Source organism: Aureimonas altamirensis (genome assembly GCF_001463885.1).
Lineage (GTDB): Bacteria > Pseudomonadota > Alphaproteobacteria > Rhizobiales > Rhizobiaceae > Aureimonas > Aureimonas altamirensis.
This window is the reverse complement of the sequence record NZ_BBWQ01000018.1, coordinates 126,699-140,048: the sequence shown is the minus strand read 5'-3', so window position 1 is coordinate 140,048 and position 13,350 is coordinate 126,699. Positions and strand designations below refer to the sequence as shown.

Genomic DNA, 13,350 nt, shown 5'->3' with positions numbered 1-13,350 from the left:
CGTCCTTGGACAAGCGCTTCTTGAGATCGGCCGGCTGGCTCATTGGGCATCGCCTTCCGGCAGGGCATAGAAATCGCGGATGCGCCGGAACACCGGCGTATCGTACTCGGCCGGGGTCGCCTCCGTGCCCGTGATCCAGGAGAAGATTTCCCGGTCGGGCGCGTCGATCAGCGCTTCGTAGATGGTCAGTTCCTCGTCGCTCAGCCGGTCGATCTCGGCATCGGCGAAGCGGCCCAGCACCAGATCCATCTCGCGCGTGCCGCGATGCCAGGAGCGGAACAGCACCTTGCGCCTGCGCGGGTCGAGATCGCTGGATGTGCGGCCAATGCCTGTCATCGTTTTTCCTTGCGGCTCCTTGCGGTACGAGCGCGCACATATAGGGCATCGCGGACGCAAACGGATAGCCCGGAGCTTGCATCTGCGGCCTGCCGGCGTCATGGAAAGGCATGCGCCCTTCCGCCCTCGATCCTCTATTCGCGCCGATTACGACCCTGCCCGGCGTCGGGCCCAAGGTGGCTGCCGTCATGGCCGGCCTCGTCGCGCCCTCGGGCGGCGGGGATGCACGCGTCCGCGACCTTCTTTTTCATCTTCCTTCCGGTGTCGTCGACCGGCGAAGGCGCGTCGCCGTGGCCGATGCCCCGGAGGGGGAGATCGTCAGCCTGGCGCTGCGCGTGACGCGGCACTTCTTTCCCGGGGGCAAGGGCAGCAACCAGCCGGCCCGAATCCTGGCCAGCGACGAGACCGGAGAGATCACCCTCACCTATTTCCGGCCGAACCGCCCGTGGATCGAAAAGCTGCTGCCGCTGGATGCCGAACTTCTCGTCTCCGGCAAGGTCGAGCGTTTCAATGGCCGTCCGTCCATGGTGCATCCGGACTTCGTGGCGCCGCTGGACGAGGTGGAACACCTGGCACTGGTGGAACCCGTCTATCCGATGACGGCCGGCCTGTCGCCGCGCACGCTGCGCAAGGCTGTAGAGGCGGCGCTGACCGGCGTTCCGCCGCTGGACGAGTGGATAGAGCCGCATTCATTGGCGCGCCTGCGCTTTCCGTCCTTCGCCGAGGCCCTGCTGCAGATCCACAATCCTGAAACCCCCGCCCATGCCGAACCGGTGAGCCCGGCCTTCCAGCGCCTTGCCTATGACGAGTTCCTGGCCAGCCAGATGGCGCTGGCCTTGTCGCGCCAGCGCATGCGCAAGCTGCCCGGCCAGTGCCTTGGCGGCGATGGGGCGCTACGTGCGCGCGTTCTGGATGCGCTGCCGTTCAGGCTGACGGAAGCGCAAGGCACCGCGCTTGAGGAAATCTACGCCGATATGGGCGCGCCCGACAGGATGCTGCGCCTTCTGCAGGGCGATGTCGGCGCCGGCAAGACGGTCGTCGCGCTGATGGCGATGGCCGCCGCGCGCGAGTCCGGTGCCCAATCGGCGCTGCTGGCGCCAACGGAAATCCTTGCGCGCCAGCACTTTGCCGGGCTGGAGACAATCTGCGCCAAGGCCGGCCTGTCCATCGCGCTTCTGACGGGGCGCGACAATGGCAAGGCCCGCGAGCGCAAATTACAGGCCATCGCCGACGGGACAGTCGACATCGTGGTCGGAACGCACGCGCTGTTCCAGGCGGATGTCGTCTACGGCAATCTCGGCCTCGTCGTGGTGGACGAGCAGCATCGCTTCGGCGTCCATCAACGCCTGCAACTGACCCGCAAGGGCACCGCGCCCGATCTATTGGTCATGACCGCGACGCCGATCCCGCGCACGCTCGTGCTGGCGGCCTTCGGCGACATGGACGTGTCCCGGTTGACGGGCAAGCCGGCCGGCCGGCTTCCCATCACCACCGTTGCCGTCTCCACCGAGCGGATCGGCGAAATCGTGCAGCGCATCGGCAAGGCCATGGAGAGCGGCGACCGCGTCTATTGGGTCTGCCCGCTCGTCGAGGAATCGGAGAAAAGCGACCTTACCGCCGCGCAGGAGCGGCACGAAACGCTGAAAAGCTGGTTCGGCGACACGGTCGGGCTGGTCCATGGCCAGATGAGCGGCGACGAAAAAGACGCCGCGATGGCCGCCTTCAAGGCTGGCCACACTAAGCTGATTGTGGCGACGACGGTAATCGAGGTGGGCGTCGATGTGCCGGAAGCCTCCATCATCGTCATCGAGCATGCCGAGCGCTTCGGCCTTTCGCAGTTGCACCAGTTGCGCGGACGTGTCGGCCGTGGAACGCGCGCCTCGACCTGCGTTCTGCTTTATCGCGGGCCGCTTGGGCAGACGGCGCATGCCAGGCTGGCCATCATGCGGGAAACGGAAGACGGCTTCCGGATCGCAGAGGAAGATCTGCGCCTGAGGGGTGAAGGCGATATCCTCGGTACGCGCCAATCCGGCATGCAGAGCTTTCGCATCGCACGTCTGGACACACACTCCGCCCTCATGGAAATCGCCCGCGACGATGCACGCCTGCTTCTGACGCAGGACCCGGACTTGTCCTCGCCGCGCGGACAGGCCGTCCGCGCCCTCCTGTACCTGTTCGGCAAGGACGAGGCGGTGCGCCTTTTGCGCTCCGGCTGACTACTCCACCGTAACCGACTTGGCGAGGTTTCTGGGCTGGTCGACATCGGTGCCCATCTGCACCGCCGTATGATAGGCCAGCATCTGCAACGGCACCGCATAGACGATGGGCGTCAGGATTTCCGGCATGACCGGCAGTATCAGCGTGCGCAGGCCGCGCATGGCACCGGCTTCCGCGCCCGGCGCATCGGTGATCAGCAGAATACGCCCGCCGCGCGCCGCAACCTCCTGCATGTTGGACACCGTCTTGTCGAAGACGCGGTCATGCGGGGCGATCACCACTACGTCCATCGTCTCGTCGATCAGGGCGATCGGCCCGTGCTTCAGCTCACCCGCTGCATAACCTTCTGCGTGGATGTAGCTGATTTCCTTCAGCTTCAGCGCACCCTCAAGTGCCAGCGGGAAAGAGAATCCACGGCCCAGATACAGAGCGTGCCGCTTGCCGGCAAGCTCGTGACCGGACAGCTCGATCTCCGGCTCCAGTGCCAGCGCCTCGTTGACCAACCGCGGAACTTCCATCAACTGACGCGTCAATTCGAGTTCCTGCTCGGCATCGATCACGCCGCGCGCCACGCCGGCGCGGATGGCAAGGGCCGCCAGGGCCGTGAGCTGGCAGGTGAAGGCCTTGGTGGAGGCGACGCCGATCTCCGGTCCGGCAAGCGTCGGCCACACGACATCGGCCTCGCGGGCGATGGTGGATTCCGGCACATTCACGATAGCCGCGGCGCGTACGCCCTGCGACTTTGCGTACCGAAGCGAGGCCAGCGTATCGGCCGTCTCGCCGGACTGGGAAATGAAGAGCGCCAGATCGATGCCGCCCAGCGGGCTTTCGCGGTAGCGGAACTCGGAGGCGACATCGAGGTCGCAGGCGATACGCGCGTAGCGCTCGAAGTAATAGCGGCCCACCAGCGCCGCATAATAGCCCGTTCCGCAGGCCGACAGGGCGATCCGCCCCACCTTGGAAAAATCGATCTCCGCGCCGGCCGGCAGGCGCGTCCGTCCGCTGGCCATGTCGACGAAGGCGCCGAGGGTGTGGGAGATGACTTCCGGTTGCTCGAACATCTCCTTCTGCATGAAGTGGCGGTAGTTGCCCTTGTCGACATTGAAGCTCTTGCCCACCGCCTGACGCACCGGGCGGTCGACCGGCCGGTTTTCGGCGTCGAATATTTCGGCATTGTCGTGGCTGAGGACGACCCAGTCGCCGTCATTCAGGTAACGCACGGTATCGGTAAAGGGCGACAGGGCGATGGCATCGGAGCCGAGGAACATTTCACCCTCGCCGGAGCCGACGGCAAGCGGGCTACCGCGCCGTGCGCCGATCATGAGGTTTTCCTTGCCCTCGAACAGGAAAGCCAGGGCGAATGCGCCTTCCAGCCTGGGCAGGATGCGCGAAACGGCGTCGCGCGGCGCAGCGCCGTTCTTCAATTCGCGCGCCACCATCACGGCGACGATCTCGGTGTCGGTCTCGCTTTCGAAGGCGAAGCCGTCGGCAATCAGCTCGTTCTTGAGCTCGCGGAAATTCTCGATGATGCCGTTATGGACAACGCACACCGGCCCGGATGCATGCGGATGCGCATTCGCTTCCGTAGCCGCCCCATGCGTGGCCCAGCGCGTATGGCCGATGCCGATCGTTCCCGGCAAAGGCGCTTCGCCAAGCCGCCCCTCCAGATTGCGCAGCTTGCCTTCGGCACGACGACGATCCAGCCGACCGCCATCCAGCGTCGCGATGCCGGCCGAGTCGTATCCGCGATATTCGAGGCGCTTCAGCGAGTCGACGAGGCGCCCGGCCACGGGCTGGTTGCTGATGATGCCGATGATGCCGCACATGGGGATAGCTCCAGAAACCGACGCGGTACGTTTTGACGCAGCTTTAGCCGAAGCAGCGCGCGAAGGGTGTCAATTTTGATGTCCGTTCGTGTCGCCGCGCGAAGGCGCTCAACCGGACTGCTTTCCTGCCTTGCGCGCCGCCTTGGCCGCAGCGTTGCGCTGGCGGATCGCCAGGCCCCGCCCATCCTTCACCACCTGCCGCGCACGCCCGAAGGCCAGCGCATCGGCCGGCACGTCATCGGTCAGGACGCTTCCCGAGGCGACATAAGCCCCGTCGCCGATCGATATGGGGGCCACCAGCGACGAGTTGGAGCCGATGAAGGTCTCTGCGCCGATGTCGGTATGGTGCTTCAATGCGCCATCATAATTGCAGGTGATGGTGCCGGCGCCGATATTGGCCTGCGCTCCGACACGGGCGTCACCAATATAGGACAAATGGTTGATCTTCGCGCCGCGCTCGACCTTGGCATTCTTCGTTTCGCAGAAATTGCCCACCTTTGCCTCGTCCGCCAGCTCGGTACCGGGGCGCAGCCGCGCGAAGGGCCCGATCTGCGAATGGCCCGCAAGCGTGGCGCCCTCGATATGGCAGAAGGCGTGGATGGTGCATCCGGGCCCGACCGAGACGCCCGGGCCAAAAAAGACATTCGGCTCCAGGACGCAGTCGGCCGCGATCTGCGTATCGAAGGACAGGAAGACCGTGGCGGGGTCGATCATCGTCACCCCTGCTTCCATGACTTGGCGCCGCCGTCGCGCCTGCCATGCCGCCTCGACAGACGCCAGATCGGCGCGGTCGTTGACGCCCTGCAACTCGCTTTCCTCGGTCTCCATGGCAATGACGCGCTCGCCGGCCTCGCGCGCCAGCGCCACGATGTCGGTCAGGTAGTACTCGCCCTTGGCGTTCTGGTTGCCGATACGTCGCAGCAGAGGGGCGACACGTCGCCCGTCCAGCGCCATCAGCCCGCCATTGCAGAAGGTGATTTCCCGCTCTTGCGGCGATGCGTCCCTTTCCTCGCGGATGGCGACCAGCTCGCCGTTCTCGGTGACCAGTCGCCCGTAACCCGTTGGGTTTTTGGCATGGAAGCCGAAGACGACCACGCCCGCGCCGTCGGCCAGTTGTGCCCGCGCCTTGGCAAGGCTTTCGGGCGTCAGCAGCGGCGTATCGCCGAACAGGACGAGGATATCGTCGTAGCCATGGTCTATCTGCGGTTCGGCCGCAAGAACGGCATGCGCCGTACCGAGACGCTCGACCTGCCGGAAAGATTGAACGCCGCCGTGATAAATGGCGACAGCCGCTTCCACCGCCTCGGCATCCCGGCCTGTCACCAGCGCAATGGCATCCGCCCCCGCCTTTTGCGCGGCGGCCGCCACATGGCAGACGAGCGGCAATCCGGCCACCGGGTGCAGCACCTTGGCGCGGCCGGACTTCATCCGTGTACCTTCACCGGCAGCGAGGATGATGGTGAGGCAGGTTCTGGTCATGAGTATCCATTCGTCGGTCGGCGGCAGCATAGAATGGTTTAGCCGATCATCTGCAGCGCAGGGAAGGTTTCCAGCAGCCAGAACGCCATGGTTTGCATGCCGCCGGTCAGGAAGAGAATGCCGGTGACGACCAGAAGCCCGCCCATGGCCTTCTCGACAGTTCCGTAATAGGCGCGAAAGCGTCCGAGCCCGCGCAGGAACACGCCGGAAAACGCGGCCGCCAGAATGAACGGAATGCCGAGGCCCGCCGAATAGAAGCCGAGCAGCACCGCGCCCTGGCCCACCGTCTGTTGTGCGCCGGCCAGCCCCAGTATCGCGCCCAGTACCGGGCCGATGCATGGCGTCCACCCGAATGCGAAGGCAAGGCCCATCAGATAGGCGCCCCAGAAGCTGCGTGGCTTGTCCGGCGCCGCCACGCGCATCTCCCGCGACAGGAAGGAAAGCCGAAAGACGCCAAGGAAGTTGAGGCCCATGGCGATGATCGCGACGCCCGCCAGAACACCCAGCCAGTCGAGGTTTTGCCGCAGGATCTGGCCGATGCTGGAGGCGCCCGCGCCGAGCGCGATGAAGACGCTGGAGAAGCCGAGCACGAAAACCACCGCGCTGGCCACCACCCGGCCCTGTACGCGCGGCGCGGCCGTATGGCCGGCGCGAAGATCGTCGGCCGATACGCCCGCCATGTAGCACAGATAGGGCGGCACAAGGGGCAGCACGCAGGGTGAAAGGAACGAGAGCGCGCCGGCCAGCACGGCTGTTGGGTATGACAGTTCCAGCATCGGTACGCCGTCTTCCTTGGAATACGAGGCGTTCTTATCGCGCCTGCCCGCCCCGCGCAAACCGGTTTGCAGGCACGGCAAACTGGGCATTGACGCATCAGTCAGCCATGCATATGGTCCGCCCGTTTCCGCGACTCGTTTGACGCGTTGTGAGCGCGTAGCTCAGTTGGTAGAGCACGTGACTTTTAATCATGGGGTCCAGGGTTCGAATCCCTGCGCGCTCACCAAGAAACATAGGGGTTTCAGGCCCCTAACTCCCCTCACTGCAAACCCTTATGTTAGCACACCGGCGGCACAGCCTGATATCCGGTGGTGGCACGTTCCGTAAGCCGCAGTTGTCGTGCGAACCAGAGATAGAACTGCTATGATCTATTGCGAAATTGCTATGGTTTCGCTATAGAAAACTCATGAAAGTGGTCACCTACACCGCGCAAGCCCTTCGGTCCCTGTCAAGAATGCCTCACAACATCGCGACCCGCATTCAAACGAAGGTCGAGCAATTCGCAGCGGACCCGGCCTCGCTTGCGAACAACGTGAAAGCACTCAAGGGCGAACCATCGGGTACGTACCGCCTCCGCGTTGGTGACTATAGGGTGATCTTAAACGACCAAGGCGTTGTCCTTATCGTCATCAAGGTCGGCCATCGTCGCGACATTTACGAATGAGAGGAACGACCATGTCCGTCCAGTATATCACAACCCCGGCCGGCGAGACGCTCGCCGTGCTGCCCAAGTCCGAATACGAGGCCCTTATCGAGCGCCTGGAAGATATCGTCGACTTGGCTGCCGCCGCCGACGTCCTCGCAAGGATCAATAAGGGCGAGGAAGAATTGATCCCGGCTGCCGTAGTCAAGCGCATCGTCGACGGTGAGAGCAAGGTGCGGGTATGGCGCGAGCATCGCGGCATGAGCGTCACCGCCTTGGCGAAGGCCAGTGGGTTATCGCAAGCCTATGTGAGCCAGATAGAAAACGGCGCACGGGCCGCCCGCCCGGATAAAAGGGCGGCAATAGCCGAAGCTCTCAACTTGGCTGTCGACGACCTGTTCTAACGGCACTGCCGGGCCGCTTCGACAATCTGGCGGCTCGTAACCTCGACCGCGCCGGTCTCGACGGCTTGGCGGCGGATAACCTTGCCTCAATGCGCTGAAGGCGCAATCGGTGCGCAGCTTTCCCCGAGGATCAGCGCGGGCTGAAAGACGATATTGCGTGGCCCGGGCGGTGAACGCGCCTCTATCCGATCCACCAGCAAACGGAGCGCTTCCCGCGTCATGTCGGCGATGGGATGCTCCGTTCGTGTCAGCCGTGGCCGCAACCCACCGATCCCCGGGATGGTGTCCGTGGACGCAATGGACACATCGCGCGGGCACGACAGGCCAAGATCCGCCAGAGCCCGCATGACCCCAAGCGCCATGACACCGTTGGCGACATAGATGGCCGTTGGCGGCTCGGCCTCGGTCATGAGGTCGCGTGCGGCCGCATACGCAACCTCCTCGCGGAATGCGCCATCGCGGATGTGGCGGGGCTCCGGCGCCAGGCCGCGTTGCGCCATTCCTTCCAGCATGCCGTCGAGACGGCCGCGGCCCGTGGTCAAATGAAGCGGCCCGGTGATCGTGGCGATGCGCCTGTGACCGAGATCGAGCAGGTAGTTGGTTACCTGACGTGCGGCCGAGCAATTATCGATCGTCACCGTGTCGGATCGCTCATTTTCCACCACCCGCCCAAACAGGACCGTCGGCATCGTGCCGCCCTCTCCGTCGCGACCCTCGTTGCGGCCGGCCGGCTCTATCGGAACCCATACGAGCCCGTCGCAGGACAAGGCACGCACCCGGGACAGAATCCGCTTTTCATTTTCCGGCTTCTCGTCGCTGTTGAACAGCACCAGCGAATAGCCCCATTCGGTCACGGCTGCCTCGGCAGCACAAACGAACCGCGCGAAGAACGGGTTGGCAAGGTCGGCAACCACCAGGGCAATAAGCTGGCTGCGGCCCCGCTTCAGGTTACGGGCCGCAGACATCGGCGCATAGTCGAGTTCCTTAACCGCCGCCATCACCCGTGCCTTCAGGGCAACGCTGACATAGGCCGAGCCGTTGACCACGGCCGACACCGTTGCGGTCGAAACGCCGGCGGCTTTGGCGACATCGCGTATAGTGGCCAAAATCACAATTCCAGTTAATCGTTTCGCCGGATCATTTCGAAGTAGCAGCACTCTGTCTAGGCCGTGTGGCGGTATTTCGCAGCGACGCATCTTGCAATTGCCGATTAAATGGGGAACGCTGGCAAAACGGTTAGTCGTTGTTCGCCGGGAGGGCGACGCGAGTTCGAGTGCCGTTGGGAGGATCAAATGAAACATCCGGTTACGGCTGCGGTCGCCGCATGCCTTGCCATGACGCTCGTGCCGGCTGCCGCTCAGGATCGGCCGCTTCTCGGGATCGTGTCGATCTCCGCCACGGAAGCAAACAATGTTCGCTACATCGCGGGCGCCACTGCCGCTGCGGAGAAGGCCGGCTGGGAGGTCTCGGTCATCGATGCCGCCGGCAGCGCGGATCAGGCCAACTCCGCGATCCAGAACTTTGCCGGCCGTGGGGCCACCGCAATCATAGACATGGTCTTCCCCTATTCGTCCATCGGAGCGGGGCTGGCCGCTGCGCGCGATGCGGATATACCGGTGGTCACGTGGGGCGGAGGGCTAGGCAGTTCCGTTGCGGCAACCAACGGCTCCGGGGCGCCGATCGCCCAGCCGGTGATTGAGAAGATGATCGCCGATCTCGGCGGCGAGGGAAACCTTCTTGCGCTGACATATCGCACCGGCGAGGTCTGCCGTAACCGCGAGGTGCTGCTGGACGAGATGCTCGCCGATCATCCGGGAATTACTGTCACCAAGAACGAGGTGCGTATTCCCGGCTATTTTGAGGACGGCGCACAGTATGCCAACGCATGGCTGGCCTCCAACCCGCCAGGGGATGGAAAGCTGGCGATATGGGGCTGCTGGGACGACCCCGCCATCGGGGCCATCGGGGCCTTGCGGCAGCAGGGCCGTGACGACGTCGAGGTGTATGGCGTCAATGGCAACGCACAGGCCATCGAAAATATCCGCAACGGACATATGACGGCGACCGCCTGGGAGGACAGTTTCACCGAAGGTCAGCGGATGGTGGAGCTGTTGCAGGAGATCAAGGCCGCCGGCAGCGCTTGGCAACCCAAGGCGGTGGAAGTGCCAGCCGTGCTGGTGACGCAGGAAACCGTGGAAGCCTTCGTCGCAGAGCACCCCGAGGCCCTCGGACAATAATGTTGAAGGACGGACGCCTGTCTTGCGACCTTGCTTCCGGCGAGAGCCGCGAGGTGTTCCTGGAGGCACTGGACATCACCAAATCCTTTGGCGGTGTCCAGGCGCTGAAAGGTGTTTCGCTGACCCTTAAAGCCGGCGAGGTGCATGGACTCGTCGGGGCGAACGGGGCGGGAAAATCCACCCTGATACGCATTCTGGCAGGCCTGAACCAACCGGATGAAGGGCGGATTACCGTCGACGGCCAGCCCGTCTTCATCGGCTCGCCGCAGCATTCTACCGAGCTTGGCATGACGTTCATTCATCAGGAGTTGGCTTTCGTACCGGGCATGACGGTCCTGCAGAACATCATGCTGGGTGTGCCCAAGCGCAGCCGCTTCGGCATAGTCGACTGGCGCGCCATTGCAACTGAGGTTGCCCCGGTCGCGCGGCGTGTGGGCCTGACTGCACCGCTGTCGTCCAGCGTCAGGGGCCTCAGCGTCGCCGAGAAGTGGCTCATCAACATCTGCCGGGCACTGGTGCGCAAGGCCCGGCTGATCGTCATGGACGAGCCGACTGCTTCGCTGTCGGCATCCGAGGCGGAGTCGCTGCTGCGCATCGTGGAGGATCTGTCGGCCTCGGGCGTCTCGGTGCTCTATGTCTCACACCGGCTGGATGAAATCCTGCGTCTTTGCCATCGCGTTACGGCATTCCGCGATGGCCGGTCGATCGCGACCATGGATCGCGCCGGCCTGACCCGACCGATCCTGGTGGAGGCGATCGTCGGCAGCACGGTCCAGAACACACGCAAGGTGGAAGCCGCGCCAACACGTGGCGAGGTCGTGCTTGCCGTCGAGGGACTTACGCGCCTGCCGCGCGTGCGCGATATCGCCCTTACGTTGCACCGGAGTGAAATCCTGGGCATCGGGGGGCTCGTCGGCGCCGGGCGCACCGAGCTGGCACGCCTTCTGTATGGCGCCGACCGCTGCGACGCCGGACAAATGATGCTTGCCGGACGTCCATTTGCGCCGCGGCGTCCTGCCGACGCGGTGCGCGCCGGCCTTGGCCTCGTGCCGGAGGAACGCCGTAGCGAGGGGTTGATCCTCAGCAAAAGCGTCGCCTTCAACCTTCATCTGTCGAGCTTGTCGCGGATCGTGACAAGCTCTGCGGTTCCCCTTGTCAGCAACCGAAAGCGGAGCCGGCTTTCGGCGAAGATGATCGCCGACCTGTCGATCCGCACGCCCGGCGCGCAGCCACCGGTCGGCCGGCTCAGCGGCGGCAACCAGCAGAAGGTCGTGATCGGGCGCTGGCTGCTTCGCGCACCTCAGGTGCTGATCCTCGATGAACCGACGCGCGGGGTCGACGTCGGCGCCCGCGCCGAAATCCATCGTCTTATCCGGGCGCTTGCCCGCGATGGCATGGCGGTGCTGGTGATCTCGTCCGAGCCGGACGAACTGCCCGATCTCTGCGACCGGGTTCTGGTGATGGCGGAAGGACGGATCGTCCAGGAACTCACCGGCGAGGCCATAAGCCGGAGCGCCATAATCGAGGCAAGTTACGCCGAAGGCCTGCACGCTGGAGTTCGACCATCATGAGCAATGCCGTTTCCGCAAGAAGGCGCCTGTCGCCACGTGCCAAAGCCGCACTTGGACTGTTTGCACGCTACGCCACCATCATCGGCCTCGTAGCGATGATCGCAGCTTTTTCCATCCTGTCCCCCCGCGCCTTTCCCACGGTGTCCAACTTCACCAACGTTCTCAACCAGGCATCGCTGGCGATGATTATCGCCGCGGGGCTGACCCTGGCAGTCGTGGTGGGGGAACTGGATTTGTCGATCGGCTTTGCAGCCAGCCTGCACGGCATCCTCGTCACCGGGCTCATCGTATCGAACAAGTTGCCCATCCCGGTCGCCGTGGTCATCGTGCTTGCGGCAGGCGCCCTGATCGGGCTGGTCAACGGGCTGATCGTAACGAAGGTGAAGGTGAACTCCGTCATCGCCACGCTCGGTGTCGGGACCATCCTTACCGGCCTTGCCTTTGCCTACTCGGCCGGCGTTCCAATCGTCTCGGGCGTGCCCGAGGCGTTCCTGCAACTGTCGCTCGGCCGGTGGCTGTTCGGTATTCCCAACAACATCGTCGTGATGGCCATCGTGGTCGGAAGCCTCTGGATACTGGTCGAGCGCAGCGCGCTCGGCCAGGAAATCCAGGCCGTCGGCGGCAACCCGGCCGCCGCCCGGCTGGCCGGCATCGACGTGGACAGGATCAAGATCCTCGGCTTCGTCATCTCGGGGGTCTGTGCCGCCCTGACCGGCATCCTTTTGGCATCCCGCCTGGGCAGCGGCACCGCAAGCGCGGCCGACAGCTATCTGCTTACCGCATTCGCGGCTGTTTTCCTCGGGTCCGCAACGTTGCGTGACGGGGAATTCCATGTGCTGGGCACGCTGATCGGCGCGTTGATCATCGCTTTCGGGTTCAATGGCCTCAACATCTTCGGTGCCCCGACCTATTCGCAATACGTGCTGCAAGGCGCGATCCTGATTGTCGCTGTCGGGCTATCCAGCCTTGGCCGCTCCGCCGCGGAGAGCTGATGTCCATGTCCACCACCCGCCCCGTTCCGACCTGGAATGTCCACGTCATCGAGTTTGCCCGATCAAAGGATCAGCTCGTTGCCGGGCTCGTCCACGATGCCTACGACGAAGGCCGTATCGATGTGCCCTTTTCATTCGTGTTGGCGCGCCATGGCGCGCATGTCGCCCTCATCGATACCGGCTTCATGAAGGAAGGCAGCGGCCAGGCGATGAGCGAGAAATTCGGCGTGCCGTTCTGGATTTCGCCGCTGCGCATGCTGGGCGAACTCGGCGTCGCCCCGGACGCCGTTACCGATATCGTCCTCAGCCACGCACATTTCGACCATATGGGTTCGATCCACCAGTTCCCGCGCGCCCGGATCCATATCCAGAAGCGCGAACTCCTGTCCTGGATCGAGGCTCTGGCCATGCCGCGGCAGTTCGGCTACCTCACCGAGATCATCAATCCCGACGATCTGCGAAATGCCTTCGATGCCTCGCTCGAGCATCGGTTGAACCTCGTCGATGGCGACCTGGATAACCTGCTGCCAGGCCTGCATCTGAGGCTCGGGGAAGGCCATACGGTCGGCCAGCAATTCGTGGTCCTGGAAACGCAGCGCGGCCGGCTGGTCATATCCGGCGACTGCGTCTATTCGCAGCGGAACATCTGCGGACACAATCACGACGGTGTCTATGTGCCGCTGGCGAACGCGACCGGCAGCGTATGGGATCAGTTGCGCACATTCGACCGCATCAACAAGGAGATCGAGGGCGATCTCAGCCGGCTCGTCATTCTCCACGACATGCAGCGATGGTCGCACCTGCCGGTCGAAATGGAAGTCGAAGGCTTTCGCATCGCCAGGGCCTCCTGAACGCACGCAACCCTGAA

At 64.1% G+C, this 13,350-nt stretch carries 12 protein-coding genes and 1 tRNA gene; 8 read left to right on the top strand and 5 right to left on the bottom strand.

Annotation, left to right across the window (positions count from 1 at the left end; all coding sequences use genetic code 11):
• Positions 1–39: 39 nt before the first annotated feature.
• The gene (locus AUL31_RS13520; protein WP_060607451.1) at positions 40–336 is read right to left on the bottom strand and encodes an FAD assembly factor SdhE; all 297 of its coding nucleotides are present in this window, start codon (positions 334–336) and stop codon (positions 40–42) included.
• A 110-nt stretch (positions 337–446) separates the two neighbouring features.
• Between AUL31_RS13520 and recG the strand changes: the two genes are divergently transcribed.
• Positions 447–2,552 (top strand): ATP-dependent DNA helicase RecG, encoded by a 2,106-nt coding sequence (recG, locus tag AUL31_RS13515; protein WP_060607449.1) that lies wholly within the window; start codon positions 447–449, stop codon positions 2,550–2,552.
• On the opposite strand, the gene glmS is transcribed toward recG, so the two are convergent.
• From glmS to AUL31_RS13500, 3 genes are all read right to left on the bottom strand, one after another.
• Entirely contained in the window at positions 2,553–4,379 is a 1,827-nt protein-coding gene (gene glmS / locus AUL31_RS13510; RefSeq protein WP_060607446.1) for a glutamine--fructose-6-phosphate transaminase (isomerizing), read from the bottom strand.
• A 108-nt stretch (positions 4,380–4,487) separates the two neighbouring features.
• Complete coding sequence (glmU, locus tag AUL31_RS13505; RefSeq protein WP_060608097.1) at positions 4,488–5,858, bottom strand: bifunctional UDP-N-acetylglucosamine diphosphorylase/glucosamine-1-phosphate N-acetyltransferase GlmU; 1,371 nt, start codon at positions 5,856–5,858, stop codon at positions 4,488–4,490.
• Between the two features lie 38 nt (positions 5,859–5,896).
• Positions 5,897–6,634 carry a cytochrome c biogenesis CcdA family protein gene (locus tag AUL31_RS13500; RefSeq protein ID WP_060608092.1) on the bottom strand — a complete coding sequence of 246 codons (738 nt, stop codon included), beginning with the start codon at positions 6,632–6,634 and terminating at the stop codon, positions 5,897–5,899.
• A 151-nt stretch (positions 6,635–6,785) separates the two neighbouring features.
• Between AUL31_RS13500 and AUL31_RS13495 the strand changes: the two genes are divergently transcribed.
• The 3 genes from AUL31_RS13495 (at position 6,786) to AUL31_RS13485 (ending at position 7,682) form a co-directional block, all read left to right on the top strand.
• Positions 6,786–6,861 (top strand) — tRNA-Lys (locus tag AUL31_RS13495).
• A 180-nt stretch (positions 6,862–7,041) separates the two neighbouring features.
• Positions 7,042–7,299, top strand: coding sequence for a type II toxin-antitoxin system RelE family toxin (locus AUL31_RS13490; protein ID WP_060607444.1), 258 nt, complete (start codon positions 7,042–7,044; stop codon positions 7,297–7,299).
• 11 nt (positions 7,300–7,310) lie between these two features.
• On the top strand, positions 7,311–7,682 hold the full coding sequence (locus AUL31_RS13485) for a helix-turn-helix domain-containing protein (RefSeq protein ID WP_060607440.1): 372 nt from the start codon (positions 7,311–7,313) through the stop codon (positions 7,680–7,682).
• Between the two features lie 86 nt (positions 7,683–7,768).
• Here the strand turns inward: AUL31_RS13485 and AUL31_RS13480 are convergent, their stop codons facing one another.
• Positions 7,769–8,794, bottom strand: coding sequence for a LacI family DNA-binding transcriptional regulator (locus AUL31_RS13480; protein WP_409359971.1), 1,026 nt, complete (start codon positions 8,792–8,794; stop codon positions 7,769–7,771).
• 180 nt (positions 8,795–8,974) lie between these two features.
• Between AUL31_RS13480 and AUL31_RS13475 the strand changes: the two genes are divergently transcribed.
• Genes AUL31_RS13475 through AUL31_RS13460 form a run of 4 tightly spaced genes read left to right on the top strand, consistent with a single transcriptional unit; the run spans position 8,975 to position 13,333 of the window.
• Positions 8,975–9,919, top strand: coding sequence for a sugar ABC transporter substrate-binding protein (locus AUL31_RS13475; RefSeq protein WP_060607434.1), 945 nt, complete (start codon positions 8,975–8,977; stop codon positions 9,917–9,919).
• Positions 9,919–11,490 (top strand): sugar ABC transporter ATP-binding protein, encoded by a 1,572-nt coding sequence (locus AUL31_RS13470; RefSeq protein ID WP_060607431.1) that lies wholly within the window; start codon positions 9,919–9,921, stop codon positions 11,488–11,490. The genes AUL31_RS13475 and AUL31_RS13470 overlap by 1 nt, the downstream gene beginning before the upstream one ends.
• A complete protein-coding gene (locus tag AUL31_RS13465; RefSeq protein WP_060607429.1) occupies positions 11,487–12,482 on the top strand; it encodes an ABC transporter permease in 996 nt (331 codons plus the stop codon). The genes AUL31_RS13470 and AUL31_RS13465 overlap by 4 nt, the downstream gene beginning before the upstream one ends.
• Positions 12,482–13,333, top strand: a complete 852-nt coding sequence (locus AUL31_RS13460) for an N-acyl homoserine lactonase family protein (protein WP_244489409.1) — start codon at positions 12,482–12,484, stop codon at positions 13,331–13,333. Before AUL31_RS13465 ends, AUL31_RS13460 begins: the two co-directional genes overlap by 1 nt.
• The last annotated feature ends 17 nt before the right edge of the window (positions 13,334–13,350 follow it).

What these genes read in the sequence shown, in the direction of transcription:
- AUL31_RS13520 (WP_060607451.1), bottom strand. Translation starts at nt 336, where the DNA reads ATGACAGGCATTGGCCGCACATCCAGCGATCTCGACCCGCGCAGGCGC.
- AUL31_RS13460 (WP_244489409.1), top strand. Translation starts at nt 12,482, where the DNA reads ATGTCCATGTCCACCACCCGCCCCGTTCCGACCTGGAATGTCCACGTC.
- AUL31_RS13500 (WP_060608092.1), bottom strand. Translation starts at nt 6,634, where the DNA reads ATGCTGGAACTGTCATACCCAACAGCCGTGCTGGCCGGCGCGCTCTCG.
- AUL31_RS13475 (WP_060607434.1), top strand. Translation starts at nt 8,975, where the DNA reads ATGAAACATCCGGTTACGGCTGCGGTCGCCGCATGCCTTGCCATGACG.
- AUL31_RS13490 (WP_060607444.1), top strand. Translation starts at nt 7,042, where the DNA reads ATGAAAGTGGTCACCTACACCGCGCAAGCCCTTCGGTCCCTGTCAAGA.
- recG (WP_060607449.1), top strand. Translation starts at nt 447, where the DNA reads ATGCGCCCTTCCGCCCTCGATCCTCTATTCGCGCCGATTACGACCCTG.
- AUL31_RS13470 (WP_060607431.1), top strand. Translation starts at nt 9,919, where the DNA reads ATGTTGAAGGACGGACGCCTGTCTTGCGACCTTGCTTCCGGCGAGAGC.
- AUL31_RS13465 (WP_060607429.1), top strand. Translation starts at nt 11,487, where the DNA reads ATGAGCAATGCCGTTTCCGCAAGAAGGCGCCTGTCGCCACGTGCCAAA.
- AUL31_RS13485 (WP_060607440.1), top strand. Translation starts at nt 7,311, where the DNA reads ATGTCCGTCCAGTATATCACAACCCCGGCCGGCGAGACGCTCGCCGTG.
- glmS (WP_060607446.1), bottom strand. Translation starts at nt 4,379, where the DNA reads ATGTGCGGCATCATCGGCATCATCAGCAACCAGCCCGTGGCCGGGCGC.
- glmU (WP_060608097.1), bottom strand. Translation starts at nt 5,858, where the DNA reads ATGACCAGAACCTGCCTCACCATCATCCTCGCTGCCGGTGAAGGTACA.